The sequence below is a fragment of the Phyllobacterium sp. 01N428 genome (genome assembly GCF_056399405.1).
This window is the reverse complement of the sequence record NZ_JBFTRH010000002.1, coordinates 233,480-259,131: the sequence shown is the minus strand read 5'-3', so window position 1 is coordinate 259,131 and position 25,652 is coordinate 233,480. Positions and strand designations below refer to the sequence as shown.

The 25,652-nt window shown below is 60.8% G+C and carries 23 protein-coding genes; 21 read left to right on the top strand and 2 right to left on the bottom strand.

The genetic code is table 11. The annotated features are described in order from the left end of the window. Position 1: 1 nt before the first annotated feature. The 12 genes from murD (at position 2) to lpxC (ending at position 13,146) form a co-directional block, all read left to right on the top strand. Positions 2 to 1,405 (top strand): UDP-N-acetylmuramoyl-L-alanine--D-glutamate ligase, encoded by a 1,404-nt coding sequence (gene murD / locus AC1DNI_RS09320; RefSeq protein ID WP_477691679.1) that lies wholly within the window; start codon positions 2 to 4, stop codon positions 1,403 to 1,405. Further along, positions 1,398 to 2,555: a putative lipid II flippase FtsW gene (gene ftsW / locus AC1DNI_RS09315; RefSeq protein ID WP_027231904.1), complete on the top strand. Its 1,158-nt coding sequence runs from the start codon at positions 1,398 to 1,400 to the stop codon at positions 2,553 to 2,555. The genes murD and ftsW overlap by 8 nt, the downstream gene beginning before the upstream one ends. A gap of 6 nt (positions 2,556 to 2,561) precedes the next feature. Then, positions 2,562 to 3,689: an undecaprenyldiphospho-muramoylpentapeptide beta-N-acetylglucosaminyltransferase gene (murG, locus tag AC1DNI_RS09310; RefSeq protein ID WP_477691678.1), complete on the top strand. Its 1,128-nt coding sequence runs from the start codon at positions 2,562 to 2,564 to the stop codon at positions 3,687 to 3,689. Continuing rightward, complete coding sequence (gene murC, locus AC1DNI_RS09305; RefSeq protein ID WP_477691677.1) at positions 3,686 to 5,086, top strand: UDP-N-acetylmuramate--L-alanine ligase; 1,401 nt, start codon at positions 3,686 to 3,688, stop codon at positions 5,084 to 5,086. The genes murG and murC overlap by 4 nt, the downstream gene beginning before the upstream one ends. A gap of 58 nt (positions 5,087 to 5,144) precedes the next feature. Continuing rightward, the gene (murB, locus tag AC1DNI_RS09300; protein ID WP_477691676.1) at positions 5,145 to 6,119 is read left to right on the top strand and encodes a UDP-N-acetylmuramate dehydrogenase; all 975 of its coding nucleotides are present in this window, start codon (positions 5,145 to 5,147) and stop codon (positions 6,117 to 6,119) included. Next, positions 6,088 to 6,453 (top strand): type II toxin-antitoxin system HicA family toxin, encoded by a 366-nt coding sequence (locus AC1DNI_RS09295; protein ID WP_477691675.1) that lies wholly within the window; start codon positions 6,088 to 6,090, stop codon positions 6,451 to 6,453. Before murB ends, AC1DNI_RS09295 begins: the two co-directional genes overlap by 32 nt. Further along, on the top strand, positions 6,450 to 6,788 hold the full coding sequence (locus tag AC1DNI_RS09290; RefSeq protein WP_027231899.1) for a type II toxin-antitoxin system HicB family antitoxin: 339 nt from the start codon (positions 6,450 to 6,452) through the stop codon (positions 6,786 to 6,788). Before AC1DNI_RS09295 ends, AC1DNI_RS09290 begins: the two co-directional genes overlap by 4 nt. Positions 6,789 to 6,996: 208 nt before the next feature. Then, positions 6,997 to 7,923, top strand: a complete 927-nt coding sequence (locus AC1DNI_RS09285; protein ID WP_091945037.1) for a D-alanine--D-alanine ligase — start codon at positions 6,997 to 6,999, stop codon at positions 7,921 to 7,923. After that, positions 7,911 to 8,852, top strand: coding sequence for a cell division protein FtsQ/DivIB (locus tag AC1DNI_RS09280; RefSeq protein ID WP_477691674.1), 942 nt, complete (start codon positions 7,911 to 7,913; stop codon positions 8,850 to 8,852). The genes AC1DNI_RS09285 and AC1DNI_RS09280 overlap by 13 nt, the downstream gene beginning before the upstream one ends. Beyond that, a complete protein-coding gene (gene ftsA / locus AC1DNI_RS09275) occupies positions 8,849 to 10,171 on the top strand; it encodes a cell division protein FtsA (protein WP_027231896.1) in 1,323 nt (440 codons plus the stop codon). Before AC1DNI_RS09280 ends, ftsA begins: the two co-directional genes overlap by 4 nt. Positions 10,172 to 10,239: 68 nt before the next feature. Next, entirely contained in the window at positions 10,240 to 11,934 is a 1,695-nt protein-coding gene (ftsZ, locus tag AC1DNI_RS09270; protein ID WP_477691673.1) for a cell division protein FtsZ, read from the top strand. Between the two features lie 270 nt (positions 11,935 to 12,204). Continuing rightward, positions 12,205 to 13,146 carry a UDP-3-O-acyl-N-acetylglucosamine deacetylase gene (lpxC, locus tag AC1DNI_RS09265; RefSeq protein WP_477691788.1) on the top strand — a complete coding sequence of 314 codons (942 nt, stop codon included), beginning with the start codon at positions 12,205 to 12,207 and terminating at the stop codon, positions 13,144 to 13,146. Between the two features lie 137 nt (positions 13,147 to 13,283). On the opposite strand, the gene AC1DNI_RS09260 is transcribed toward lpxC, so the two are convergent. Continuing rightward, on the bottom strand, positions 13,284 to 14,177 hold the full coding sequence (locus AC1DNI_RS09260) for a LysR substrate-binding domain-containing protein (RefSeq protein ID WP_477691672.1): 894 nt from the start codon (positions 14,175 to 14,177) through the stop codon (positions 13,284 to 13,286). A gap of 118 nt (positions 14,178 to 14,295) precedes the next feature. On the opposite strand from AC1DNI_RS09260, the gene AC1DNI_RS09255 reads away from it, so the two are divergent. From AC1DNI_RS09255 to AC1DNI_RS09215, 9 genes are all read left to right on the top strand, one after another. Then, entirely contained in the window at positions 14,296 to 14,706 is a 411-nt protein-coding gene (locus AC1DNI_RS09255) for a tautomerase family protein (protein ID WP_477691671.1), read from the top strand. Next, on the top strand, positions 14,703 to 15,275 hold the full coding sequence (locus AC1DNI_RS09250) for a DUF4865 family protein (RefSeq protein WP_477691670.1): 573 nt from the start codon (positions 14,703 to 14,705) through the stop codon (positions 15,273 to 15,275). Before AC1DNI_RS09255 ends, AC1DNI_RS09250 begins: the two co-directional genes overlap by 4 nt. A gap of 149 nt (positions 15,276 to 15,424) precedes the next feature. Further along, on the top strand, positions 15,425 to 16,630 hold the full coding sequence (locus AC1DNI_RS09245) for an MFS transporter (RefSeq protein ID WP_477691787.1): 1,206 nt from the start codon (positions 15,425 to 15,427) through the stop codon (positions 16,628 to 16,630). 340 nt (positions 16,631 to 16,970) lie between these two features. Beyond that, positions 16,971 to 17,837, top strand: coding sequence for an outer membrane protein assembly factor BamD (locus AC1DNI_RS09240; protein ID WP_477691669.1), 867 nt, complete (start codon positions 16,971 to 16,973; stop codon positions 17,835 to 17,837). 18 nt (positions 17,838 to 17,855) lie between these two features. Then, positions 17,856 to 19,535 (top strand): DNA repair protein RecN, encoded by a 1,680-nt coding sequence (gene recN / locus AC1DNI_RS09235; protein ID WP_477691668.1) that lies wholly within the window; start codon positions 17,856 to 17,858, stop codon positions 19,533 to 19,535. Positions 19,536 to 19,647: 112 nt separating this feature from the next. Then, positions 19,648 to 21,792, top strand: a complete 2,145-nt coding sequence (gene ligA, locus AC1DNI_RS09230) for an NAD-dependent DNA ligase LigA (RefSeq protein ID WP_477691667.1) — start codon at positions 19,648 to 19,650, stop codon at positions 21,790 to 21,792. Continuing rightward, a complete protein-coding gene (locus tag AC1DNI_RS09225; RefSeq protein ID WP_477691666.1) occupies positions 21,789 to 22,508 on the top strand; it encodes a DUF2461 domain-containing protein in 720 nt (239 codons plus the stop codon). Before ligA ends, AC1DNI_RS09225 begins: the two co-directional genes overlap by 4 nt. A 104-nt stretch (positions 22,509 to 22,612) precedes the next feature. Next, entirely contained in the window at positions 22,613 to 23,353 is a 741-nt protein-coding gene (locus tag AC1DNI_RS09220; protein ID WP_477691665.1) for an AzlC family ABC transporter permease, read from the top strand. A 1-nt stretch (position 23,354) separates the two neighbouring features. Then, positions 23,355 to 23,648 carry an AzlD family protein gene (locus tag AC1DNI_RS09215; protein WP_027231884.1) on the top strand — a complete coding sequence of 98 codons (294 nt, stop codon included), beginning with the start codon at positions 23,355 to 23,357 and terminating at the stop codon, positions 23,646 to 23,648. Positions 23,649 to 23,655: 7 nt separating this feature from the next. Here the strand turns inward: AC1DNI_RS09215 and AC1DNI_RS09210 are convergent, their stop codons facing one another. Beyond that, complete coding sequence (locus AC1DNI_RS09210) at positions 23,656 to 25,500, bottom strand: aminopeptidase P family protein (RefSeq protein ID WP_477691786.1); 1,845 nt, start codon at positions 25,498 to 25,500, stop codon at positions 23,656 to 23,658. Positions 25,501 to 25,652 lie beyond the last annotated feature (152 nt).

Sequence of the window (25,652 nt, the reverse complement as noted above, 5' to 3'; positions counted from 1 at the left end):
CATGATCCCCGCCCATTCCATGAAGGACAAGACCATCGCGCTCTTCGGGCTCGGTGGATCGGGCATTGCGACCGCGCAGGCGATCGCCGCGGGCGGGGCCAAAATTATTGCATGGGACGACAACCCGGAAAGCGTCAGGAAGGCGCAAGGCGCCGGCATCGAAACCGGCGATCTTCGAAACGTCGACTGGAAGCAGTTTTCCTCCTTCGTCCTGTCGCCCGGCGTACCGCTGACGCATCCGCGCCCGCACTGGAGCGTCGATCTTGCGAGAGCAGCAGGCGTTGAGATCATCGGCGACGTCGAGCTTTTCGTGCGCGAGCGCAATCGCGCCGGCAAGAACAGCCCGTTTATCGCCATTACCGGCACCAATGGCAAGTCGACGACAACTGCCCTCATCGCGCATATCATCAAGGCTTCGGGCAGGGACGTGCAACTTGGCGGCAACATCGGCACGGCGGTCATGACGCTGGAGCCGCCGGCGGATAATCGCTTCTATGTCGTCGAATGCTCGTCCTACCAGATCGACCTTGCGCCATCCCTCAATCCGACGGCAGGCATACTCCTCAATCTGACCCCGGATCACCTCGACCGGCACGGCACGATGCAGCACTACGCCGAGATCAAGGAGCGTCTGGTGGCAGGAAGCGAAACGGCGATTGTCGGTGTCGATGACAGCTACTGCGCGGCGATAGCGGAGCGGCTGGAGCGGACCGGCAAGCATGTGATTCGCATCTCCAAGCGCATGCCCATCGAGAACGGCTATTTCGCCAAGGGCTCCGATCTCGTCCGCGCCAGGAACGGCGATGCGTCGGTAGTCGCCACTCTTGCCGGCATCGGTTCGCTCAGGGGCGAGCACAATGCCCAGAATGCGCTTGCCGCGCTTGCTGCCTGCCTCTCAGTCGGGCTGTCGATGGAAGAGATCAATGCGGGCCTGCGCACCTTCCCGGGTCTTGCGCACCGCATGGAGCAGGTAGCGAAGCTCGGCAATACTCTGTTCGTCAATGATTCCAAGGCCACCAATGCCGACGCGGCGGCGCCGGCGCTGTCGTCGTTTCCACGCATCTACTGGATCGCCGGCGGCCTGCCCAAGGAGGGCGGCATTGCCTCGCTTGCGGGCTTCTTTCCGCGCATTGCCAAGGCCTATCTGATCGGAGAAGCCGCTCCGCAATTTGCCGCGACGCTCGGCGACGCAGCGCCCTTCGAGATTTCCGGCACCATCGCCGCTGCCGTCGAACATGCGGCCCGCGATGCCGCAAGCGACAGTTCCGGCGAACCTGTCGTGCTGCTTTCGCCTGCCTGCGCCAGCTTCGACCAGTTTCAGAACTTTGAAAAACGCGGCGAGGCATTTCGTTCCGCCGTCCTCGCGCTTGAGGGCGCATCACCAATTGGAGGCATAGATGGTTAGTCGTATTGACCGTGGTCCCGTCGCCGACTGGTGGTGGACAATAGACCGATTTCTGCTGGCGGCCTGCCTGGCGCTGATGGGCCTCGGGATTCTTTTGTCTTTTGCCGCAAGCCCCGCCGTTGCCGAACGCATCGGCCTCGAGAGCTTCTACTTCGTCAAGCACCAGTCGATGTTCATGGTGCCGGCAGTTGTCGTGATGTTCGCCGTATCGTTCATGGCGCCGCGCACCATCCGCCGCTTCGCCATCATCCTGCTCGGCGTTTCACTCGTCGCGATGGTAGGGGCGCTGTTCTTCGGCATCGAGGTCAAGGGCGCGCGGCGCTGGGTTTCGCTTGCCGGCGTTTCGATCCAGCCGTCGGAATTCATGAAGCCGGCCTTTGTCATCGTCTGTGCCTGGCTCTTCGCCGAGAACGAGCGCCACAAGGATATTCCCGGCAATCTCTTCTCCATGATGCTCTTCGGCGTGGTGGCCGCGCTCCTGGTGGCGCAGCCCGATCTTGGACAAACGATCCTTACGGCAGGCACCTGGGGCGCCATGTTCTTCATGGCAGGGGTTCCGTGGCTTTGGATCATCAGCCTCGGCGTGCTCGGCATGGTCGGGTTCTTCGGCGCCTATACGGTGTTTCCGCACGTCGCTGGTCGTATCGACCGATTTTTGACCGGTGAAGGCGACACGTTCCAGGTCGATGCCGGCCGCGAGGCGATCATACGCGGCGGCTGGTTCGGGCAGGGACCAGGTGAAGGCACGATCAAGCGCATCATCCCCGACAGCCATACGGACTTCATCTTCTCGGTGACGGCTGAAGAGTACGGCATTGCCCTGTGCCTGCTCATTGTGGCGATCTTCGCCTTCATCGTCATTCGCGGGCTGACGATCGCACTCAAGGAGCGAGACGACTTCACCCGCCTTGCAGTGTCGGGTCTCGTCATTCTCTTCGGCTTCCAGTCGATCATCAATATATCGGTCAATCTCCACCTGATGCCGGCCAAAGGCATGACCCTGCCATTCATTTCCTATGGCGGCTCGTCGCTTATCTCGGTCGCCATATCCACCGGGCTGCTGCTTGCTCTGACGCGGCGCAGGCCTGAAGCGCGGCGGTCGGCCACGCTCGGCAGCGCGAACATGCCTTCCATGGCCGGCGCACGCTGAGGGGTCATGGCAAAGGGGATTATCTTTCTTGCCGCCGGCGGAACCGGCGGTCATCTTTTCCCGGCTCAGGCGCTCGCACATGAGTTGATCGCCCGCGATTGGGAAGTTCATCTTGCCACAGACGACCGGGCGGAGCGGTTTACCGGCGCATTTCCGGCAAAAGCAATTCACGTCGTACGCTCGGCTACGATTGGCGGGCGCAATCCCTTTTCGCTCGCCAGGACGTTCTGGACCCTGTGGCAGGGCAATCTCGATTCACGCAAGCTGTTTCGGGCGATGAAGCCGAAGCTCGTCGCCGGCTTTGGCGGCTACCCGACGCTGCCTCCGCTCTATGCGGCAACATCGCTGCATATTCCGACGCTCATTCACGAGCAGAATGCGGTCATGGGCCGCGCCAACAAGGCGCTTGCGGCGCGCGTGACCGCAATTGCCGGTGGCTTCCTGCCCGATAATGGCGGGCCATTCGCGCAGAAGACGGTGTTGACGGGCAATCCCGTGCGGCCCGAGGTTCTGGCCGAGGTCGGAAAAACCTATGAGCCAGCGCAGGTATCGGGGCCGTTCCGTTTCCTCGTCTTTGGCGGCAGTCAGGGCGCGCAATATTTCTCGGCGGCGATCCCCGCGGCGATCGAATTGCTGTCACGCGAGAACCGGGCGCGACTGGTGGTGACGCAGCAAGCCCGCCCCGAAGACGAAGCCAAGGTCCGCGCTGCCTATGATGCGCTCGGCATCAGGGCGGAGGTCGCTCCCTTCTTCAAGGATATGCCGCGCCGCATCGCCGAGGCGCATTTCGTCCTCTGCCGGTCGGGGGCGTCGACGGTTTCGGAGATCGCAGCCATTGGACGACCGGCCGTGCTCGTGCCGTTTCCGCATGCGCTCGACCATGACCAGGCGGCCAATGCCGCGGCGCTCGCGGCGGCCGGCGGCGCGGAAGTGATCAAGCAGTCGGAACTGTCGCCGGAACGCATCGCCTCGATCCTTGCCAATGCCATGAACGAGCCCGACCGGCTGGCCATGACCGCCGAGAAAGCCCGAAGCACCGGCCAGCCGGAGGCGACAAGGTTGCTTGCCGACCTCGCAGAGGCTATTGCAACCGGCCAAAGCGTCGAAAAATTCAAAAAAGGAGTGCGTCCATGAAGATGCCGCTCAACATAGGTCTCGTTCATTTCATCGGTATCGGCGGTATCGGCATGAGCGGCATTGCCGAGGTTCTGCATAATCTCGGCTACAAGGTGCAGGGGTCGGACCAGTCCGACAGCGCCAATGTGCAGCGTCTGCGCGAGAAAGGCATCGAGGTCTTCGTCGGTCACGCGGCCGACAATCTCGGCGACGCGGAAGTGGTGGTCGTCTCGACGGCGATCCGAAAATCCAACCCGGAACTCGTCGCGGCGCGCGAAAAGCTGCTGCCCGTCGTTCGCCGCGCTGAAATGCTCGCCGAACTGATGCGTTTCCGTCAGGCGGTTGCCATTGGCGGCACCCATGGCAAGACCACGACGACCTCTATGGTGGCAACATTGCTCGACGCCGGCAATCTCGATCCGACGGTGATCAATGGTGGCATCATCAACGCCTATGGTACGAATGCACGCATGGGTGAGGGCGACTGGATGGTCGTCGAGGCGGATGAAAGCGACGGCACGTTTCTGAAGCTTCCCGCCGACATTGCCGTCGTGACCAATATCGATCCCGAGCATCTCGATCATTACGGGACCTTCGACCGCGTGCGGGAGGCTTTCCGCCAGTTCGTCGAGAACGTGCCGTTCTACGGCTTCGGCGTCATGTGCCTCGATCATCCGGAAGTGCAGTCGCTGGTCTCGCGCATCGAGGACCGCCGGGTCATCACCTATGGTGAAAATCCGCAGGCCGATGTGCGTTTCGTCAACCTTGCCGTCAATGGCGCAAGCTCGACATTCGATGTCCAGATCGCCAAGCGCAAGACCGGCGATACGATGGTGATCGAAGGTCTGCATCTGCCAATGCCCGGCCGGCACAATGTGTCGAACGCCACGGCTGCAATCGCCGTCGCCAATGAGCTCGGCATTTCGGCCGAGGACATCAAGAAGGGGCTCGCATCGTTCGGCGGCGTCAAGCGTCGGTTCACCCATACGGGTTCATGGCAGGGCGTCGAGATTTTCGACGACTACGGCCATCACCCGGTTGAGATCAAGGCGGTGCTGCGGGCAGCGCGCGATTCCGCCAAGGGCAGGGTGATAACCGTCATGCAGCCGCATCGCTTTACCCGGCTCGCCAGCCTTTTCGACGACTTTGCCGCCTGCTTCAACGATGCCGATACGGTTATCGTGGCGCCGGTCTATACGGCAGGGGAGGATCCGATCGAGGGCGTCAATTCGGAAGCTCTGGTTTCGCGCATCCGCACGGCCGCTCACAGGGACGCGCGCTATATCAGCGGGCCCCAGGAAATCGCGCCGCTGATTGCCCAGATTGCCAAGCCAGACGATTTCGTCATTTTTCTGGGTGCCGGCAATATCACGCAATGGGCCTATGCCTTGCCAAAGGAACTGGCGGCGATCTAGATTTGGCGGTTGCGCCGCCAGCGGGATGTGCGGCGCTGTGAACCGTTGGAAGGATAATATGTACTCACTGGTTGACGGCGAGGCCCTGCTGAAGAAGCTGGGCGATCGATTTTCGAAGCTGCGTGGCCGCTTGACCCCCAATATGGGCATGGAGAAAGTCACCTGGTTTCGCGCCGGGGGACCGGCCGAAGTCATGTTCCAGCCAGCGGATGAAGAAGACCTTGCCGAATTCCTCAAAGCAGTACCTGCTGAGTATCCGATCCTCACGGTCGGCATCGGTTCCAACCTTCTGGTGCGCGATGGCGGTATTCCGGGATTCGTCGTTCGCCTCTCCGCCAAAGGGTTTGGCGAAGTCGAGCGGGCCGGTGACGTGCAACTGCGCGCAGGCGCAGCAACGCCGGACAAGCGCGTTGCTGCCGCAGCGCTCGAAGCCGGAATCGCCGGCTTTCATTTCTACCACGGCATCCCCGGCGGTATCGGTGGAGCCTTGCGCATGAATGCGGGCGCGAACGGCGTCGAAACGCGCGAACGCGTCGTCGAGGTGCGCGCGCTCGACCGCAAGGGCGAGCGTCATGTGCTTTCCAATGCCGACATGGGCTACGCCTACCGCCATTCGGGTGCGGCGAGCGATCTTATCTTCACCTCGGCCCTGTTCGAAGGCACACCCGGCGACAGGGCCGAAATTCAGTCGGCGATGGACGCGGTTCAGCACCACCGCGAGACCGTTCAGCCGATACGCGAAAAAACCGGCGGCTCGACCTTCAAGAATCCGGAAGGGTCGTCGGCCTGGAAGGAAATAGACAAGGCCGGCGGGCGCGGATTGATGATCGGCGGCGCCCAGATGTCGCCCATGCACTGCAATTTCATGATCAACACCGGCACGGCGAGCGGACACGACCTCGAGACCCTGGGCGAGACGATCCGCGCCAACGTCCTGAAGAACTCCGGCATCCGGCTCCATTGGGAGATAAAGCGCTTAGGGCGGTTCCGTACCGGCCAGGATGTGCAGGAATTCATGGGGCAGTTGTTGTAGGACCGTCGTTTTTTTAATAGCTTTTACAATCCTTTGCCAAAAAATCAATTTTCAGTGGTACTTAAATATGGTACTAAATCTAAAGCGTCGCCATTGCGTGACCCTGCAGCAAATATTTGCGCGGCCGGCCAGCGGCTCCATTCGCTGGTCGGATGTCGAGGCTCTATTGCTTGGTTTGGGCGCTGAACTCACGGAGCGCGAAGGGTCGCGTCTTGGCGTCTTTTTGTTCGGTGAAATCAGGGTGTTTCACCGTCCGCATCCTTCACCGGATACCGATAAGGGCGCCATTGCAAGCATTCGAAAATGGTTGGAGAGCCACGGTATAAGGCCATGAAGAACGTTATCCAGATTGAAGGCCACAAGGCGGTCGTTTCCTACGACCCGGATATCGAGATGATCCGGGGCGAGTTTCTCGGTCTGTCCGGAGGAGCCGATTTCTACGCGGATAGTGTTGAAGGGCTGATGGAGGAAGGCCGCCGGTCGCTAAAGGTCTACCTCGATATGTGCGCGGAAAAGGGTATTGCCCCGTTCCGTGAGTACTCGGGGCGTTTCAATGTCAGGCTCCCTGCGGAAATCCACGAGGCTGCCGTTTTGGCTGCGGCATCTGAAAACAAGAGCCTTAATGAGTGGGTGGCGGAAGCCATTGAAGCCGCGGCACGCGCTGCCTGAGTACCCGCATTTTTTTACGGCGAATTTCATTGTTGAATCATTGAGGGCTTGTCAGCGAATCAACTCTCTGATTCTTTAGGGACAAGCGTTAACTGATTTGAGTCGGCTGCTTTTTTGCCAGCCTTGGGTGTCTGCGGTCCCGGCCGCCGGACGTGCCCGGACTCATGTCTTTTTTCGCGTTGATGGGGAAATTCGAGGGGATGCCTTGATGGCGAAAAAGCATGTTGCAGTGCTGATGGGCGGCTTTTCATCGGAGCGTCCGGTGAGCCTTTCTTCCGGCAATTCCTGCGCCGATGCTTTGGAGGCCGAAGGCTATGCCGTCACCCGCGTCGACGTCGACCGCAACATCGCCAGCGTCCTGAACGACCTTCGGCCCGACGTCGCCTTCAATGCCCTTCACGGTCCCTTCGGCGAGGACGGTACGATCCAGGGTATCCTCGAATTTCTTGAAATTCCCTATACCCATTCCGGCGTGCTGGCCTCGGCGCTTGCCATGGACAAGCAGCAGGCGAAAATCGTTGCCAAGGCGGCCGGCGTGCCTGTCGCGGAAGCGAAGGTAATGAACCGGTTCGACTTCACGTCGGCGCATCCGATGAAGCCGCCCTATGTCGTTAAGCCGGTCAATGAAGGTTCGAGCTTTGGCGTCGTTATCGTCAAGGAGGATCAGTCGCATCCGCCCCAGGTCATCACTTCGCCCGACTGGAAATATGGCGATACGGTCATGGTCGAACGCTACATTCACGGCCGCGAATTGACCTGCGCTGTCATGGGCGATGTCGCCATCGGCGTGTGCGAAATCATCCCCGTTGGCCACCAGTTCTACGATTATGATTCAAAATACGTTGCCGGCGGATCAAATCATGTGGTGCCGGCTAAAATTTCACTAAAAATTTACCAAAAAGTACAAACACTGGCACTCAAGGCGCATCAGGCAATTGGATGTAAAGGAATTAGCCGGTCGGACTTCCGTTACGACGACCGTTTTTCCGAAGATGGCGAGCTTATCTGGCTGGAAGTGAATACCCAGCCCGGCATGACGCCAACATCCCTTGTACCGGATATCGCCAAAGCTGCGGGGCATACCTTCGGTGAATTGTTGAGTTGGATGGTGGAGGACGCATCGTGTTTGCGTTGAAGGCTAAAAATGCGCATCCGCGCGCTGCAGTGACGGTCGGTTCGGACCGCACGGCGGGTTTTGGCCGCTTCCGCGTCGTCCTGCCGAAATTCCTGCGCAAGCCGGTCCGCGTCTTCTCGCGCCTCGTCGAAGGCGAGCTCACGATCCCCAATCATGTTGGCACCATCGGCGCGGTTGCCTTCTTTGCCTTGACCGGCGCCTATGGTGCGATCCTCGGCGGACATGCCCCGGAGGTCGTGAAAGTAACGACTTCGACCTTCGGCTTTGCCATCGAGGACGTGAAGGTTGTCGGCAACAGTGAAACTTCGGAGATCGATGTCCTCGGCGCGCTCGGGCTCGACGGTGAGACCTCGCTGGTCGGACTGAGCGCAGCGGATGCGCAAAAGGCGGTTGCGACGCTGCCCTGGGTCGAATCCGTCGATGTTTTCAAGGTCTATCCCAACACCATCCAGATCTCGATCCACGAGCGCACCGCGCTGGCGGTCTGGCAAAACGGCTCCGAGCTTTCGGTGATCGATGCGGATGGCCGCGTGATCGTCCCCTATACGGGCGGACGCAGTGCCACGCTGCCGCTGGTTATCGGTGCCGGCGCCGAAAAGCAGGCGAAGCTGTTGTTCGCGCAGATGGCGGCGTTCCCGCAGATCGCAGCTGAGGCAAAAGCCTATGCGCGCGTTGGCGATCGTCGCTGGGACCTGTTCCTGAAGAATGGCGTGACGGTGATGCTGCCCGAGGGGCAGATCAAGCAGGCTCTCGCCGACATCGTCGAAATGGACAACAAGTCCGGCATCCTGTCGCGCGACATCGCCTCGGTGGACATGCGTTTGACAGACCGCGTGGTCGTGCGGCTGACGCCCGACGCGATGATGCAGCGTGTTGAGTATTTGAAGGCGCGGGACAAGGCGCCAAAGCGTTCGGAGAAGCGTGTATGAGTATTCTGAACGGAAAGAGCACCTCGAATGGAGCGCCATCCGCCAAGCGGACGCGCTCCTTGACGGTTCTCGACATCGGCTCGAGCAAGGTTTGCTGCATCATTGCGCGGTTGCGTCCGCGCGAGGAAAGCGCGCTTCTGCCTGGCCGTACCCATCGCATAGAAGTGCTCGGCATCGGTCACCAGAAGTCGCGTGGCATCAAGTCCGGCGTCATCGTCAATCTCGATGCGGCCGAACAGGCGATCCGCCTTGCCGTCGACGCGGCGGAGCGCATGGCAGGGCTCACGGTCGACTCGATGATCGTCAATATTTCATCCGGACGGCTCAAGAGCGAGACGTTCTCCGCCAGCATCAATCTTGGTGGCCATGAAGTCGACCAGGCCGACATCCGCCGCGTTCTTGCCGCCGGCGCCAAGCAGGCGCTTGCCACCGAACGGCATCTCGTCCACTCCCTGCCGGTTGCCTACGGTCTCGATGGCGAGCGCGGCATCCGCGATCCGCTCGGCATGATCGGCGATACGCTCGGTGTCGATATGCACGTGCTGACGGCGGATGCCGCTCCGCTGCGCAACCTTGAGCTTTGTGTCAATCGCTGCCATCTCTCGGTCGAGGCGATGATCGCGACACCCTATGCCAGCGGCCTTTCGGCCCTCGTCGACGACGAAGCCGAGATGGGTGCCGCCTGCATCGACATGGGCGGGGGCACGACCACCATCTCCGTCTTCTCCGAGGGCAAGTTCATTCATGCCGACGCCATCGCCATCGGCGGCAATCACGTGACGATGGACGTCGCACGCGGCCTCTCCGCGCATATGGACGATGCCGAGCGGCTGAAGGTGATGCACGGTTCGGCCCTGCCGAGCGCGGCCGACGATCGCGATCTCATCAGCGTGTCGCCGCTCGGCAACGATGCGCGGGATGTCCCCAATCAATATCCGCGTGCCGTGCTCACGCGCATCATCCGCGCCCGCGTCGAGGAGACGCTGGAGCTTGCGCGCGACCGTCTCAATCAGTCCGGTTATGGGCAGATCGTCGGCAAGCGCGTCGTACTTACAGGTGGAGCCAGTCAGTTGGCAGGGCTGCCGGAAGTCGCCCGCCGCATCCTGGCTCGCAATGTGCGCATAGGTCGTCCTCTCGGCGTTACGGGGCTTCCCGAAGCAGCCAAGGGTCCGGCCTTCTCCGCAGCGGTCGGTCTTTTGATCTATCCGCAGGTAGCAGGCATCGAAGAGCGTTCTGTAAAGGCCGGTTCATCATCGCTGATGACAGGTACAGGTGGGCGTTTTCAGCGTATCGGCCAGTGGCTGAGAGAGAGTTTTTGATCAATCGGGGAAACCCAAAAGAAAATGCCGCAGCGGCGAGGCGGTAAGGACGAAAAGGAACGAGACACATGAGCATCAATCTGCAAAAGCCGGATATTACCGAGCTTAAGCCCCGCATCACCGTGTTCGGTGTTGGCGGTGGCGGTGGCAATGCGGTCAATAACATGATCAATGCCGGCTTGCGCGGTGTTGAGTTTGTTGTGGCCAATACCGACGCACAGGCGCTGTCGCAATCGAAGGCGGAACGCCTCATTCAGCTGGGCGCTGCCGTTACCGAAGGCCTCGGCGCTGGATCGCAGCCGGAAGTCGGCCGCGCAGCCGCCGAAGAGTGCATCGACGAGATCATTGATCATCTGTCGGGCACCCATATGTGCTTCGTTACCGCCGGTATGGGCGGCGGTACGGGTACGGGCGCTGCACCGGTCGTTGCCCGTGCGGCGCGCGAAAAGGGCATCCTCACCGTCGGCGTCGTCACCAAGCCATTCCATTTCGAAGGCCAGCGCCGCATGCGCACCGCCGACATGGGCATCGCCGACCTGCAGAAGAATGTCGATACGCTCATCGTCATTCCGAACCAGAACCTCTTCCGCATCGCCAATGACAAGACGACCTTTGCCGACGCCTTCGCGATGGCCGACCAGGTTCTCTATTCGGGCGTTGCCTGCATTACCGACCTCATGGTCAAGGAAGGCCTCATCAACCTCGATTTCGCCGACGTTCGCTCGGTGATGCGCGAGATGGGCAAGGCCATGATGGGCACCGGCGAAGCCTCGGGCGATGGCCGCGCAATGGCTGCCGCGGAAGCTGCGATCGCCAACCCGCTCCTCGACGAAACCTCGATGCGCGGCGCCAAGGGCCTCCTGATCTCGATCACCGGCGGCCGCGACATGACGCTGTTCGAGGTGGACGAGGCTGCAACGCGTATCCGCGAAGAAGTCGACCAGGATGCCAACATCATCCTCGGCGCCACATTCGATGAAAGCCTCGAAGGCATCATCCGCGTTTCGGTCGTCGCTACCGGCATCGACAAGCAGGTTGGGGAATCGGCGCCTGCGCCGATCGAATTTCGCCAGCCGATGAAGCCTGTGGCGAAGCCCGCGCCGCAGCCGGCAGCACGGATCGAGACAGTAGCCCGCCCGGTTGTACAGCAGCCGGCCGTCCGCACCGCCGATCCGGTCGCCGATGTGATCCGCGCCGCCGAATACGACGTTCCGCAGCGCGCACCGCAGCCAATCGAGCAGGAGTTCCGTCCGCAAAGCCGGATCTTCCAGGCTCCTGCACCGGAAGTCTTCGATGCACCGATCGCTGCCGCACCGGTTCAGCCCGTGCATCAGCCTGCACCGCAGCCGCAAATGCAGGCCGCTCCCTTGCAGCCTGCTGCGCCACGCATGCCCAACGTCGCCGATTTCCCGCCTGTCGTTCAGGCGGAACTCAGCGCACGGGATATGGCGTCGCGCGATCATGGCCGCGAGCAGGCCGCTTACGAGCCGCAGGAAGACCGCGGACCGATGGGCCTCCTCAAGCGCCTGACCGCTGGCCTGACCCGCCGCGAAGACGAGACCGCACGCCTCGAGCCGGCGCAGCCGCGCGAACCGGCAATGCGCCCGGCCGAGCCGCGCCGCCCGCTGTCGCAGGATGCGTCGATCTACGCGCCACGCCGTGGACAGCTCGACGATCAGGGCCGCGTGCAGCCGCAGTCGCGTCAGGCTTCCGAAGACGACCAGTTGGAAATCCCGGCCTTCCTGCGCCGGCAGGCCAACTGATCTGATCACGGATTGTTAACGATTATGAATTCCGCCACTCAAATCGTGGCGGAATTTCTCTTTAAAACCATTGAATTGGCATGAAAACGACTTAGCTGCACGCATGGCGGTTTCGTTACAAATGTCCCGAAACCGTGATTTTGCTTCGCAAGGCGCCATCTGTATCTTGCGCTGCAATATGACAGGGTGGTTGATTCCGCGGCAACGCCGCGCGTCAGTCAGATGTCCAGACCGGATATCGATCCGGCAAGTTCACAGGCAAGGGGTTCAATGCGCGATTTCCAGACGACGATTGCAGGACGCATCACGCTTTCCGGAGCGGGCGTTCATAGCGGCGCCCCCGTCAGCCTGACCTTCCTGCCCGCCGATCCAGATACCGGCATCGTATTCCACCGGGTGGACGGCAAGGGCGATACGCACCCGATCAAGGCGCTGGTGTCGCAAGTCGGGACGACCGATCTTTCGACGACACTGACGAATGGTGCCGGTCTCACGATCAGCACTGTCGAGCATGTCACGGCTGCGATTGCCGGCGCTGGCATCGACAACATGACCATCGAAATCGATGGGCCGGAAGTGCCGATCCTCGACGGGACGTCGCTCGCCTTTCTCGATGCCTTCGAAGAAGCCGGATTTGTGCGCCAGGCGGCCAAGCGCCGTTTCATCCGCATTCTCAAGCCGACGCGGATCGAGTCGGGCGCTTCCTGGGCCGAGTTTCGGCCCCATGACGGCACGCGCTACGAGGTTGAGATCGATTTCGAGACGCCGGTTATCGGCCGTCAGAAATTTGCCGCCGACATGGACGAGAAGACCTTCCGCAAGGAGATCGCACGGGCGCGCACCTTCGGGTTCATGCGCGATGTCGAAAAGCTCTGGGCCGCCGGCCTGGCGCTCGGTTCCTCGCTCGACAATTCGCTCGTCATCGGCGACGACAATTCGGTGATCAATCCGGGCGGCCTGCGCTACAAGGATGAATTCGTGCGTCACAAGACGCTCGATGCCATCGGCGACCTTGCGCTTGCGGGTGCGCCGTTTATCGGTTGTTTCCGTTCCTATCGGGGCGGACACCGGCTCAATGCGGCTATGCTGCGCGCGCTTCTGTCGGATCATTCGGCTTTCGAGATCGTGGAAATGGCCGGAAAGCGCAGCCAATCGCGCGGGGCGACGCTTGTCGCGGTCAACGCGCCGGTATTCGCACCCTGGGTCCTGTAGTCCGATAAATTGAAACTGGCTGCGCCGGCGTCGCCACGTAGAAACAGGGTTTCAAACGCTCATCGGATTCGGTCGTCGGACGGCGGACTAACACTAGCACGGCCGCTGGGACGATATTCTCATCCTGGGGTTTGCTCCTATCGTTCGACAGATACAGCGCTGCGCACCGCCTCGGTCATGATCGAGGCGAGGCGAAGGGTTGCCGGTTCGGCATGTGCTTGCGAGCGATGCAGGAGGAGACTGAGGGACGGAAGCCCAGGAAGGCGGCTTTCGGCCGGCGCCAGAGGCTGGACGCTGGCGGGCAGTCCAACCGGTGTTCGAACAGTTACGCCCAATCCTGCCGCCGTTGCCGCCCACAGCCCGGCAAGGCTGGGGCTGGTAAAGGCGAGGCGCCAGGCGATGCCGGCATGATCAAGGGCGTTGGTGGCGGCAGTGCGCAGCAGGCAGGGCGCTTCGAGGCATGCCAAGGGCAGAGGCTCGCCAGCAGCCGCCAGCCGGTCAATTGACGCGTTGGCCGGACCTACCCAGCACATCGGCACCTCGGCAATGCGCTCGCAATAGGGCGTAACCGCCCCGTCGCTCCAGGCGAGGGCCAGATCCAGTTTCCCGGAGGTGACGCGATCGATCAATTCGGCGTTGCGCGCAACACGGGCTTCGATGCGAACCTTTGGATGGGCGCGTGCAAACTGGCCCAAAACCTGTGGCAAAATGGTCTCGCCGAAATCCTCCTGCAGGCCAAGCCGCACCCAGCCTTCGAGTTCGCTGCCGTGGATCGCTACAATAGCCTCGTCATTGAGATCGAGCAGGCGGCGGGCATAAGCCAGCATGGTTTCTCCGGCATCCGTCAACCCAAGGCCGCGACCTTGCTTGATGAAGATATCCGTGCCGGCCTGCTGCTCCAATTTTCTCAATTGCGAACTGACCGCAGAGGTTGAGCGCCCAAGCTTGTCAGCAGCCTTCGCGAAGCTGCCAAGCTCGACGCCAGCGACGAATGTCCTCAGCACCTCGAGATCCAATGTGATCTGCCGCATTTTAACTATCCTATATTTTAGGATCAATTGTTTAAATTATTCCAATTTTAAGGATTATGATGAGCGCGTATAGTCGCTGCGTCAAGCAAAGTTACGCAGCAATCAAAGGACTATAACGATGCCATTCACTCGGATCACACTGCTGGAGGGAAAGTCGCCGGAGTATTTGAAGGGGCTGTCCGACAGCCTGCATCAGGCGATGGTGGAAACATTCGACGTGCCGGCGGCGGATCGATTCCTGGCGATCCACCAGTTGCGCCCCGGCGAACTCATATTCGATCGCAGCTATTTCGGCGGGCCGCGCTCCGACGATTTTGTCGTCTTTACCATCACCACGGGCAAGCCACGCGACACGGCGACCAAGAGAGCGTTCTACAAGCGGCTCGTGGCATTGCTCGCAGAGTCCCCGGGAGTGAGACCCGAGGACGTCATGATCATCGTCAGCACATCGAGCCGGGACGAGTGGTCGTTCAGCAATGGCGAAACCCAGATGCTGGATGGCGCTGCCGTCGAGGAGGCCCGGACATGATCGCCATGCAATATAGCTTCACGCTGCCTGCGGACTACGACATGTCGATCATCGACAGAAGGATCGCCGAAAAGGGGCCGCTTCTCGATAACCTGCCCGGCCTTAAGTTCAAAGCCTACCTGACAGCGCGCAAAGGCAGCAGAAATACCGAAAATCTCTACGCGCCCTTCTATCTCTGGGACGATGAATCCGGCCTGGCGGACTTTATCTGCGGTGATGGTTTCGCCAACCTGACGCACTCGTTCGGCTGGCCGACGGTCCGGACCTGGTTCGTCTGGGAGGCGCAGATCGCGCGTAACATCCGGGAAGCAGTCACGGCAACGCGTCAACTTCGCGAAACGCCGGCCTATGCGCCGCTTGCGGATTTGCGCAGGCGCGAGAGCGCCGACGTGTTAGAGGATGTCGAGCAGAATGGCGCGCTGGCGTCGATTTCTGCTTTCGAGCCGACGACCTGGACGCGCGTGCGCTTTCAGCTATGGGGCGAGAGAAATTCAGCCAGACAAGGTCAGGGGATCGAGACGTTCGATGTCGGGCACGTTTCCTTTCCGGGAGGGGCACAACCCGATTAGACTTTCGTAGGGCTTTTAACGGTTGTATGTCCATGCAACGAGTAACGCTGTCGGCATCCGCAGGTCCAGCGAGACCGACGCTCGTGGAGCCGGTCGTGAATTCGGAACTGAAGACATCGCTAGCCAGCCGTTCGCTCATTGCACTCGCCATGCTGAATTTCTTCTTGGCTGATGCGCGCGATGGGCTTGGTCCGTTTCTCGACGGGTTTCTGGCAACGCGCGGATGGACGCCGGTAACGCTCGGCTTCATAGCGATGCTCGGCGGCATACTCGGAATGGTGGCGACCCCATTATTCGGAGCCATGGTGGATGCGTCGCGGCACAAGCGCCTGCTGATCATTGTCCCTGTCGTGCTGGTCAATGCCGGTGCGCTTTGGACACTTGTCAGCCCCGACAACCTGTCGGTGTTCGGTGGGCAGTCTGCGACCGCTATTGTCGGCGCGATCATCGGCCCGGCGCTCATGGGCCTCACGCTTGGCCTCGTGGGCGAGAAGAAGTTTCCGGGACAGGTAGCCAGCAACGAATTCTGGAACCACGCCGGAAATGTCGTTTCCATGGCCGGAACATTCGGCGCCATCCTTATGTTCGGCGAAAGTGGCGTGGTCGTTCTCATGCTGATCACCGCCGTCGCCAGTATCCTTGCCGTACTGGCAATCGACCCGGATGAAATCGACAATGACGTCGCGCGCGGCCTTGTTCCTGAACGCGATAATGACAACGGCCCGTCCGGCTTTGCCGTGCTCTTCGACAATAAGGGCTTGATCTTTCTTGCCGTAACGCTGCTGATCTTTCATTTTGGCAATGCACCCATCACGCGGTTGATAGCGCAGAATTTTTCGGTCCAGCTTGGGACGCCGTTCCGGACGACGGCGATTACAATAGGGGTCGCGCAGCTGGCGATGATCATTGCCGCGCTCGCCGCGCCAATGCTGATCAGGCGCTTTGGCCTCGCTTCCGTGTTCATTATCGCGCTTGCCGCGCTGCCCATACGCGGCGCGATTGCCGGAACGCTGACAAGTTTTGTATCGATCTTCCCTGTACAGATCCTTGACGGCGTTGGCGCAGGTCTGATCGGCATTGCGACGCCGATCGCGGCGGAACGGATTCTGTCGGGAACCGGACGCTTCAATGTCGGCCTTGCCGCAGTCATGACAGTGCAGGGCATCGGCGCTTCACTCAGCAATGCGGTCGCCGGTTGGCTCACTCAAATCGGCGGTTACGCCCTGGCCTATTGGGTGCATGGCGGCGTAGCGGTGCTGGCGCTTCTCCTGTTTCTTGCCACAAGAACCTCCATTGCGCCGGACAGCCCAAGAACGCGAGCACGTGGGCCGAAAGCGCCTGCAGAATCGCCTTGAGCATTCATAAAATGGAAGAGCTGTGAAATTGCCGAGCTTCAAGGCTTTGCGGAACCTGCATTCAACAATTGCCTCAACCTTATGATTTGAAGCGTATTATCCGGTTTCCGAAGTAATCTTTACTGCTTATTCCGCCACCTTTTTGAGCTCCGCCACAAAATTGGACGATTGGATGGCAATAAGATTGCTGATTCTTTCGGCTTGTGGTTTATGAACGCCCAACCGACGGTAAGATTGACTTTGTTTGAGCATGAGTCGCAAGCGTGGCCAACAGGTTTGCGAGTGATGCTCTTGAATTATGTGTGGGGCCGGAGAGAGCATGGCGAACTGCAGAATGTCGATGAATAAGCGGTTTGGCGGCAAGGCCAGACTGACCCTTCTCCTTGTTCCGATCGCCGGCGCATTGGCAATTACAAGTTGTGCATCTAAGGATGACGATATCGATCTCAACGCCTATGTCGACACGATCGAGCCCGCCGACGTTCTTTACAATCAGGCGCTCGCCAATCTGAATTCCGGCCGTCTTGACGAGGCCGCCAAGAAGTTCGACGCGGTCGACCGCCAGCATCCCTATTCGGAATTTGCGCGCAAGTCGCTGGTCATGGGCGCTTTCGCCAATTACCGCGCCGGCAAGTATGACGAAGCGGTCAACATGACCAAGCGCTACATCGCGCTCTATCCGAACCAGCCGGAAGCGGCTTACGCCTATTACATCACGGGCCTTGCCTATTATCGGCAGATCCCGGACGTGACGCGCGAACAGAGCATGACGCGCCGTTCGATTGCCGCCTTCAACGAGGTGGTCGAGCGTTTCCCGGATTCCGAATATGTCGAAGACTCGCGCGCGAAGATACGCTTCGGCCGCGACCAGCTCGCCGGCAAGGAAATGCAGGTGGGCCGCTATTATCTGGAGCGGAAGGATTATGTCGCCGCCATCAAGCGCTTCCGCGGCGTTGTCGAGCAATATTCGAACACCCGCCACGTTGAAGAAGCTTTGGCGCGCCTGACCGAGGCTTACTATGCCTTGGGCGTTACTAACGAAGCGCAGGCCGCGGCCGCTGTGCTCGGCCAGAACTATCCGGACAGCCAGTGGTACAAGGACAGCTACAAGCTCTTGCAAAGCGGTGGATTGCAGCCGCGTGAAAGCGCTGGATCGTGGCTTTCCAAAGCCGCAGCGGCTATTACTGGTGGTAAAGACGGCGTCTGACCCTAACCTGAGCGATCCATGCTTTCGCATTTGTCGATCCGCGATATTGTTCTGATTGAACGGCTCGACATCGAGTTTCGCGATGGCCTGTCGGTGCTGACCGGCGAGACAGGTGCCGGCAAATCCATCCTTCTCGACGCGCTGTCGCTGGCTCTCGGAGCGCGCGGCGACGCCTCGCTCGTTCGTCATGGGGCCGACCAGGGCCAGGTAACGGCCGTATTCGATGTGACCGGCGGTCATCCGGCCCGTGCCTTGCTGCGCGACAACGACATCGATGACGATGGCGACATCATCTTGCGCCGCGTCCAGACCGCTGACGGCCGCAGCCGCGTGTTCATCAACGATCAGGCGGCAAGCGTGACCCTGCTGCGCGAGCTCGGAAAGCGGCTTGTCGAAATTCACGGACAGCACGACGATCGTGCTCTTGTCGATATCGACATTCATCGCACGCTGCTCGACGCCTTCGGGGCGCTGGAAGTCAAGGCGGCGCTGGTTCGCGATTTGCACAAGGCATGGCGCGACGCTGAGCATTCGCTCGTGCGCCACCGGGCCAAGGTTGAGGCCGCCGCGCGCGAGGCCGACTATTTGCGCGCGTCCGTCGAAGAACTCGCCAAGCTCGATCCTGAGCCACAGGAAGAAGAGACGCTGGCGATCAAGCGGACAGATATGATGCGATCCGAAAAGATTGCGGGCGACGTCAACGATGCCAATGAGGTGCTTTCAGGCAACGGGTCGCCAGTGCCGTCGCTGGCGAGTCTGGTTCGCCGGCTCGAACGCAAGGTTCCCGAAGCGCCGCAACTGCTTGAACCGCTCGTCAAGGCGATCGATGAAGCGCTCAATGCACTCGCCGAAGCGCAAAATGGCGTCGAACATGCGATTCGCGCCATTGATTTTGACCCGCGCGTCCTCGAACAGACGGAGGAGCGACTTTTTGCTCTGCGTGCAGCGGCGCGTAAATATTCGGTCGCAGTCGACGATCTTGCCGCGCTGCGCGATAGGATGGATGCCGATCTCGCCGATATCGATGCAGGCGCCGAGCGGCTTGCCGCGCTGGAACTTGAGGCAACGGCAGCGCGCGATGCCTATGATCGAGCAGCGACTGTGCTTTCCGCCGATCGCCGCGAAACCGCTGATCATCTCAAGCAGGCGGTGATGGCCGAACTGCCGGCGCTCAAGCTCGAGCGCGCCGAGTTCATCGTCGAAATCAAGACGGATCCGGCAAACCGCAGCGCCGATGGCATCGACACGATCGAATATTGGGTGCGGACAAACCCCGGCACGCGTGCCGGGCCCATGATGAAGGTTGCGTCCGGCGGCGAACTTTCGCGCTTTCTGCTGGCGCTCAAGGTGGCGCTTGCCGATCGTGGTTCGGCCCCGACCCTCGTCTTTGACGAAATCGACACGGGCGTGGGCGGCGCTGTTGCCGATGCGATCGGCCAACGGCTGCGTCGCCTTGCCGGTCAGGTCCAGGTGCTTTCGGTAACGCACGCGCCGCAGGTGGCTGCAAGGGCACAGACACACTTTCTCATTGCGAAATCAGCAGCCGGCGATGACCGGGTTGCGACATCCATCCGGGCGATGGAAACGAACGACCGGCAGGAGGAAATCGCCCGCATGCTTGCAGGCGCCAGCGTCACCGACGAGGCCCGCGCCGCGGCGGTCCGGCTTTTGCGCGAGAACGCCGCCGCCATTTCCTGAGTTATGGCAGGAGGTGGCGGCTGCGCCCCCAACGCGCAGATTGCACGATGCTTTTCGCAATATGTTAGGCTAATCTCCCGTCCGAATCCGTATATTCAGCGTCGGACAGGCCATGGCAGACACCCCCGTAGAAAAACTGACTGAGCCGGAAGCGGCCGAGGAACTTGGCCGTCTGGCGGCAGAGATCGCCCAGCACGACTATCGCTATAATACGGAGGACGCGCCGATCATCTCGGATGCCGAGTATGACGCCCTGCGCCGACGCAACCTTGCCATCGAGCAGCGCTTCCCGCACCTGAAGCGCGAAGATTCGCCCTCCAACAAGGTCGGCGCCAGCGTTTCGGAAAAGTTCGGCAAGGTTACGCATGCCATTCCGATGCTGTCGTTGGACAACGCTTTTTCCGACAGCGACGTTGCGGATTTTGTCGGCCGTATCCGCCGCTTCCTAAAGCTTGGCGCCGATGCCCCGGTAGCCATCACTGCCGAGCCGAAGATCGATGGCCTGTCGCTGTCCCTGCGCTACGAACTCGGGCGGCTCGTGACGGCGGCGACGCGCGGCGACGGGGCGACCGGCGAGAATGTCACGCTCAATGCCCGTACCGTTGCGAGCATTCCGAACGTCCTCAGCGGCAAGCCGCCAGAGGTGCTCGAGGTGCGCGGCGAGGTTTATATGAGCCATGCGGATTTCGCCGCGCTCAATGAACGCCAGGCCAAGGAAGGCAAGCAAATCTTTGCCAACCCGCGCAATGCCGCGGCAGGATCGCTGCGCCAGCTTGATGCCACGATCACGGCGTCGCGCCCGCTGCAGTTCTTTGCCTATGCCTGGGGCGAAATCAGCGAGATGCCGGCGAAGACCCAGATGGGGATGGTTGCGGCCTTCAAGGACTGTGGATTCCGCGTCAACCCGCTGATGCAGCGGTTCGAGACGGTGGAGGGGCTGGTCAAGCATTACCACCAGATCGAGGAACAGCGCGCGCTTCTCGGCTACGACATCGACGGGGTGGTCTACAAGGTCGACGAGCTTGCCCTGCAGCAGCGGCTTGGCTTCGTTTCGCGCAGCCCGCGCTGGGCCATCGCCCACAAGTTCCCGGCGGAACGGGCGATGACCATACTGCGCGGGATCGATATTCAGGTCGGACGCACGGGGGCGCTGACGCCGGTTGCGCGGCTGGAACCGGTCACGGTAGGCGGCGTTGTCGTCACCAACGTCACCCTGCACAATGAAGATTACATCAAGGGTATTGGTCAGAACGGTCAGCCGATCAGGGAAGGTCGCGACTTGCGCATCGGCGATACGGTCGTCGTGCAACGCGCCGGCGACGTCATTCCGCAGATCGTCGATATCGTGGCCGACAAGCCGCGCGGATCGGCTCCTTACGTCTTTCCCGACACATGCCCGGCTTGCGGCTCCCATGCCGTGCGCGAGGAAGGCGAGGCGGTGCGTCGCTGCACCGGCGGGCTGATCTGCCCGGCCCAGGCCGTGGAGCGGATACGGCATTTCGTCTCGCGCAACGCGTTCGACATTGAGGGACTTGGCGAAAAGCAGGTCGAGTTTTTCTTCAAATCGGACAATCCCGCGCTTCATATCGGTACGCCAGCCGACATCTTCACGTTGAAGAAGCGGCAAGCCAACTCCTTGGCGAAGCTGGAAAATATCGACGGTTTTGGCACCCTATCGGTCAAAAAGCTCTATGACGCCATCGACGACAGGCGGGAAGTGTCATTGAGCCGCTTCATCTACGGCCTTGGCATACGCCATGTCGGCGAAGTCAATGCGAAGCGGCTGGCGAAAGCCTTCCGCTCCTATGCACGGCTGGCCGAGACAGCCATGGCGGCCGAGATGCCGAAGGACAGATCCGACAAGGGCAACGATGCCTGGCGCGAACTCAACGACGTTGAAGGTATCGGCAGCATCGTCGCCGAGGCGCTCGTCGATTTTTACGCGGAGGAACACAACCGCGAGGCGCTTGCGGCGCTTCTTGCCGAAGTGACACCGCTCGACGAGGAAGTGAAGACAGTCAACGACTCGCCCGTGGCGGGCAAGACGATCGTCTTCACAGGGTCGCTCGAGCGCATGTCGCGCGACGAGGCGAAGGCGATGGCCGAACGCTACGGCGCGAAGACCGCGGGGTCCGTCTCCAAGAAAACCGATCTTGTCGTTGCTGGGCCCGGCGCCGGCTCGAAGCTCGCGCAGGCGCAAACGCTCGGCATCGAAGTCATTGACGAGGATTCGTGGTTTACGTTGGTGGGGGCATGAGCGAGCCGCTGTTCAAGGGCTTTGGCGACAAGGCATTGCCTTTCCTCAAAGCGCTGGATTTCCATCAGAATCGGGAATGGTTCCTCGAAAACAAGGATCTTTTCGAGGCCCATCTCTACGAACCGCTCGGCGATCTCGTCGAAGACCTGATCGCCCGCTTCGAAAAGGCAGGCCTCCCGTTTAAAGGCGATCGCAAGAAGTCGCAGTTTCGGATAAAGCGCGACACGCGCTTCGCCAAGGACAAGAGCCCCTATAACCGGCATCTTTCGGCATTGCTTTCTCCGGATGGCAGCAAATGGACCGAAACCGGGTGCTTTTACGTTTGCGTCGGGCTTGAAGATTATCGCGGCTGCTATGCGGCGGTGGCCTGGTGGCAGCCGAAGGGCGAGCTCCTCACCGCCATGCGCAAATCGATTGTCACGAAGCCGGAGAAATACCGTGCGATGGTCGAGGCCCTGCGCAGGAACGGCCTTGAATTGCGCGACAGCGACCGGTTGAAGCGAACGCCGCGCGGCTTCGACCATGTGACGGATGCGGATCTGATCGAAGCGCTGCGCAACCGGGGTTTCGTCGTGCGCCACGCCATCGACCCTAGGGCGATTACCGCGCCGGAGCTTGCCGATGATCTGTTTGATTTCGCCTTGCGATCCAGACCGTTGATCGACTGGGGTCGATCCATCGAGGGCACGCTCGTCACTGAAGTCGTTACATTGTAAACGTATCGGCAGGTGGACCGGATAGGGTTCACTGCAGCAACATTGATCTTATCGATCAACAAATGTCGCGTGACACACCCGCGCGTATGGCCTAGAGCACGGCGATGGACGAACAAATATATCAGCGGACGGCCACCGGCGAGACGAGTTCCCGCACGCAGTTTTGGGAAGGCTTTGTAAAGGGCCTGCCTATCATGGTCGCGTCGGCGCCATTCGGGCTGCTGTTCGGCGCACTTGCCATCGATAATGGTTTTACTGTCGGCGAAGCAGTGTTCATGAGTGCGTCGATTTTCGGCGGCGCCAGCCAGATGGTCGGCATCGAACTCTTTGGCCATAATGTTCCCGCCTGGCTGATCGTCTTTTCGATCTTTGCGGTCAATTTCCGGCACGTGCTCTATTCGGCAGCCGTCGGACGGCGTATCGGCCATTTCAAGCCACTCCAGAGCCTTTTGAGCTATTTCCTGCTCACCGATCCGCAATATGCGGAAACCGAGAAGCGGGCTGAATCCGGCAAGCCTGTAACCTTTATCTGGTACCTCGGCGTTGCGACGCCGATCTATATCATGTGGGTGCTGGAAGCCTGGATCGGCGGCCTCTTCGGCAATCTCATTTCAGATCCCCATGCGCTTGGCATCGACATGCTGCTGCCGATCTATTTTCTCGGTCTCGTCATGGGGTTCCGCAAGCGCGATAATTGGGGACCTATCGTCATCGCCAGTGGCGTCGTATCGATCATCGCCTACAAGACCATCGGCTCGCCTTGGCATGTGAGCATTGGCGCACTTGCCGGCATACTCGTCGCTGTCATCGTCGCCAAAGCTGAAAAAGCGCAAGGGAAGGACTGAGATGTCGTCGATCTTCTGGATTACGGTTGCCGGCGCGATCCTGACATTCCTGACCCGTATCGGCGGGCACCTCGTACTCTCGCGCTTTGAGCGCATTCACCCGCGCGTCGAGGTTGCCCTCAATGCCGTTCCCGCGGCGGTATTGACGACGCTTGTCGCGCCTGCCATCGCCACCGCCGATTGGCGCGGGCTGGTTGCGCTCGTCTTTGCCGGGCTGGTTTCGCTGCGCTTCAATGCGCTGACGATGTTTCTTGCCGGCGCAGCAATGATCATCCTGCTGCGCCAGTTTTCCTGAGCCGATCTCAGCCCTTCGGTTCGTGGCCGAAGGGCTCGGTCGCCGCGATCAGCCACTCGCGTTCCTCGCCGCTCGCATGCGGCAGCAGGGTTTCGCGCACGCGGGCGTGATAATCGTCAAGCCAGACGAGTTCATCGCGCACGAGAAGATCGGTGTCGATGAGGCGCTTGTCGATCGGGCACAGGGTGATCGTCTCGAAACCCATCATCGGCAAGTCGCCGCCCTCCGGCACCGACGGCTCGGTGACGATCAGCAGGTTCTCGGTACGGATACCGTAGCCGCCGGGCTTGTAATAGCCGGGCTCGTTCGAAAGGATCATGCCCGGAAGCAGCTCATGGACGCCGCGCTTCGAGATGCTCTGCGGCCCCTCATGAACGGACAGGAACGAGCCGACGCCGTGGCCGGTGCCATGGCCATAGTCGTAACCCTGCTTCCACAAGGCAATACGGGCGAGAACGTCGATATCCATGCCGCGTGTCCCCTTCGGAAAGCGCGCCGTGGAAATGGCGATCATGCCCTTGAGCACAAGGGTGAACTTGCGCTTCATGTCCTCGGTCGGCGTGCCGACTGGCAGAGTGCGGGTGATATCGGTGGTGCCGTCGCGGTATTGGCCACCGCTATCGATCAGATAGAGTTCGCCGTCCTGGAGCACGCGGTTCGACTGGGTGCTGACGCGGTAGTGGGCGAAAGCGCCGTTCGGACCAGCGCCGGAAATGCTGTCGAAGGACAGGTTTTCAAGCGGCATCTGGAAACCTTCGGCCACCTTGCGCCGCGTTTCTTCAAGCCTGGTCGCCGCCTTGATCTCGTCGATCGTGCCGGGTGCCTGCGTGTCGATCCACGACAGGAATGACACCATGGCGACGCCGTCGCGCTCATGCGACTTGCGGGCGCCCTGAAGTTCCACAGCATTCTTCACCGCGCGTGGCAGGCGTGCGGGATCAAGACCGTCGGCCACCTTGCCGCCTGCCTGCTCGATGATCAGGCGCAGTTTTTCTGCTGCAAGCGCCGGGTCGAGCATCACCGTCTTGCCTCCAGCGGCAAAGGCAGCAACGTCGCCTTCGAGGGTCGACGGCGCGCGCAGCGTCGAAAGCTGGGTAAGGTATGCTTCGGTCTCGATCGGCAGCTTGCGCTTGTCGATGAAGAGAAGCGGCTCACCGCTCGCCGGGATGAGGGCAAAGGCGAGGGGGAGCGGCGTATTGCTGACATCGTTGCCGCGAATGTTGAAAGCCCAGGCGATCGATGACGGATCAGTGAGGATGGTCGCATCGGCCTTGGCCTTGGCAACCGTCTCGGCCATCTCATGCAGTTTCTCGCTGGCAAGCTTACCGGCATATTTTTCGGGCTGGATCGTGACCTGTTCGAGCGGCGCCGAGGGCTGGCCGTCCCAGATCAAATCAACGAGATTATCCTTCACCGCAACGAGCGTGCCGCCATTTTTCTCGAGCGCCTCGCGCAGCGCCTTGGTTTCGCTTACCGTATGAAGCCAGGGATCGAAGCCGATCGTGAATTTCCGTTCGGCGTTGCGCAGCCATACCGGCGGCGGCGTATCGACCAGGCTTTCCACGGTGAAAACGTTGGGATCGGTCTGTTCCGCCGCCTGCAATGTGTAGCGGCCATCGACAAAGAGATAGGCCTTGTCCTTCATGATCAAGGCGACGCCGGCCGACCCGGTGAAGCCGGTCAGCCATGCGAGCCGCCGTGCGCGGGCGGGCACGTACTCGCCCTGATGCTCGTCGGCGCGCGGTACCAGAAATCCGTCAAGACCAACGGATTCGAGTTCGGCGCGCAGTTTTGCAACGCGGGGGCCGCCGGTAGCTGGATTGCTGACGACCTCAAACGACTGGAACATGATTAATCTGACCTCTTTTGTTGGAGGCCGAACCTATCGCCACGGCCGCGCTCGCGCAATGGAAGAGGCGATGCGCAGAGCGAATTTTGCCGCGGGAATCAGCAGCCGCACAGGAAGATTGCAGAATTATTGCGGGGCGCATGTGTGAGGTGCAT

What these genes read in the sequence shown, in the direction of transcription:
- murD (WP_477691679.1), top strand. Translation starts at nt 2, where the DNA reads ATGATCCCCGCCCATTCCATGAAGGACAAGACCATCGCGCTCTTCGGG.
- ftsW (WP_027231904.1), top strand. Translation starts at nt 1,398, where the DNA reads ATGGTTAGTCGTATTGACCGTGGTCCCGTCGCCGACTGGTGGTGGACA.
- murG (WP_477691678.1), top strand. Translation starts at nt 2,562, where the DNA reads ATGGCAAAGGGGATTATCTTTCTTGCCGCCGGCGGAACCGGCGGTCAT.
- murC (WP_477691677.1), top strand. Translation starts at nt 3,686, where the DNA reads ATGAAGATGCCGCTCAACATAGGTCTCGTTCATTTCATCGGTATCGGC.
- murB (WP_477691676.1), top strand. Translation starts at nt 5,145, where the DNA reads ATGTACTCACTGGTTGACGGCGAGGCCCTGCTGAAGAAGCTGGGCGAT.
- AC1DNI_RS09295 (WP_477691675.1), top strand. Translation starts at nt 6,088, where the DNA reads ATGTGCAGGAATTCATGGGGCAGTTGTTGTAGGACCGTCGTTTTTTTA.
- AC1DNI_RS09290 (WP_027231899.1), top strand. Translation starts at nt 6,450, where the DNA reads ATGAAGAACGTTATCCAGATTGAAGGCCACAAGGCGGTCGTTTCCTAC.
- AC1DNI_RS09285 (WP_091945037.1), top strand. Translation starts at nt 6,997, where the DNA reads ATGGCGAAAAAGCATGTTGCAGTGCTGATGGGCGGCTTTTCATCGGAG.
- ftsA (WP_027231896.1), top strand. Translation starts at nt 8,849, where the DNA reads ATGAGTATTCTGAACGGAAAGAGCACCTCGAATGGAGCGCCATCCGCC.
- ftsZ (WP_477691673.1), top strand. Translation starts at nt 10,240, where the DNA reads ATGAGCATCAATCTGCAAAAGCCGGATATTACCGAGCTTAAGCCCCGC.
- lpxC (WP_477691788.1), top strand. Translation starts at nt 12,205, where the DNA reads ATGCGCGATTTCCAGACGACGATTGCAGGACGCATCACGCTTTCCGGA.
- AC1DNI_RS09260 (WP_477691672.1), bottom strand. Translation starts at nt 14,177, where the DNA reads ATGCGGCAGATCACATTGGATCTCGAGGTGCTGAGGACATTCGTCGCT.
- AC1DNI_RS09255 (WP_477691671.1), top strand. Translation starts at nt 14,296, where the DNA reads ATGCCATTCACTCGGATCACACTGCTGGAGGGAAAGTCGCCGGAGTAT.
- AC1DNI_RS09250 (WP_477691670.1), top strand. Translation starts at nt 14,703, where the DNA reads ATGATCGCCATGCAATATAGCTTCACGCTGCCTGCGGACTACGACATG.
- AC1DNI_RS09245 (WP_477691787.1), top strand. Translation starts at nt 15,425, where the DNA reads ATGCTGAATTTCTTCTTGGCTGATGCGCGCGATGGGCTTGGTCCGTTT.
- AC1DNI_RS09240 (WP_477691669.1), top strand. Translation starts at nt 16,971, where the DNA reads ATGAATAAGCGGTTTGGCGGCAAGGCCAGACTGACCCTTCTCCTTGTT.
- recN (WP_477691668.1), top strand. Translation starts at nt 17,856, where the DNA reads ATGCTTTCGCATTTGTCGATCCGCGATATTGTTCTGATTGAACGGCTC.
- ligA (WP_477691667.1), top strand. Translation starts at nt 19,648, where the DNA reads ATGGCAGACACCCCCGTAGAAAAACTGACTGAGCCGGAAGCGGCCGAG.
- AC1DNI_RS09225 (WP_477691666.1), top strand. Translation starts at nt 21,789, where the DNA reads ATGAGCGAGCCGCTGTTCAAGGGCTTTGGCGACAAGGCATTGCCTTTC.
- AC1DNI_RS09220 (WP_477691665.1), top strand. Translation starts at nt 22,613, where the DNA reads ATGGACGAACAAATATATCAGCGGACGGCCACCGGCGAGACGAGTTCC.
- AC1DNI_RS09215 (WP_027231884.1), top strand. Translation starts at nt 23,355, where the DNA reads ATGTCGTCGATCTTCTGGATTACGGTTGCCGGCGCGATCCTGACATTC.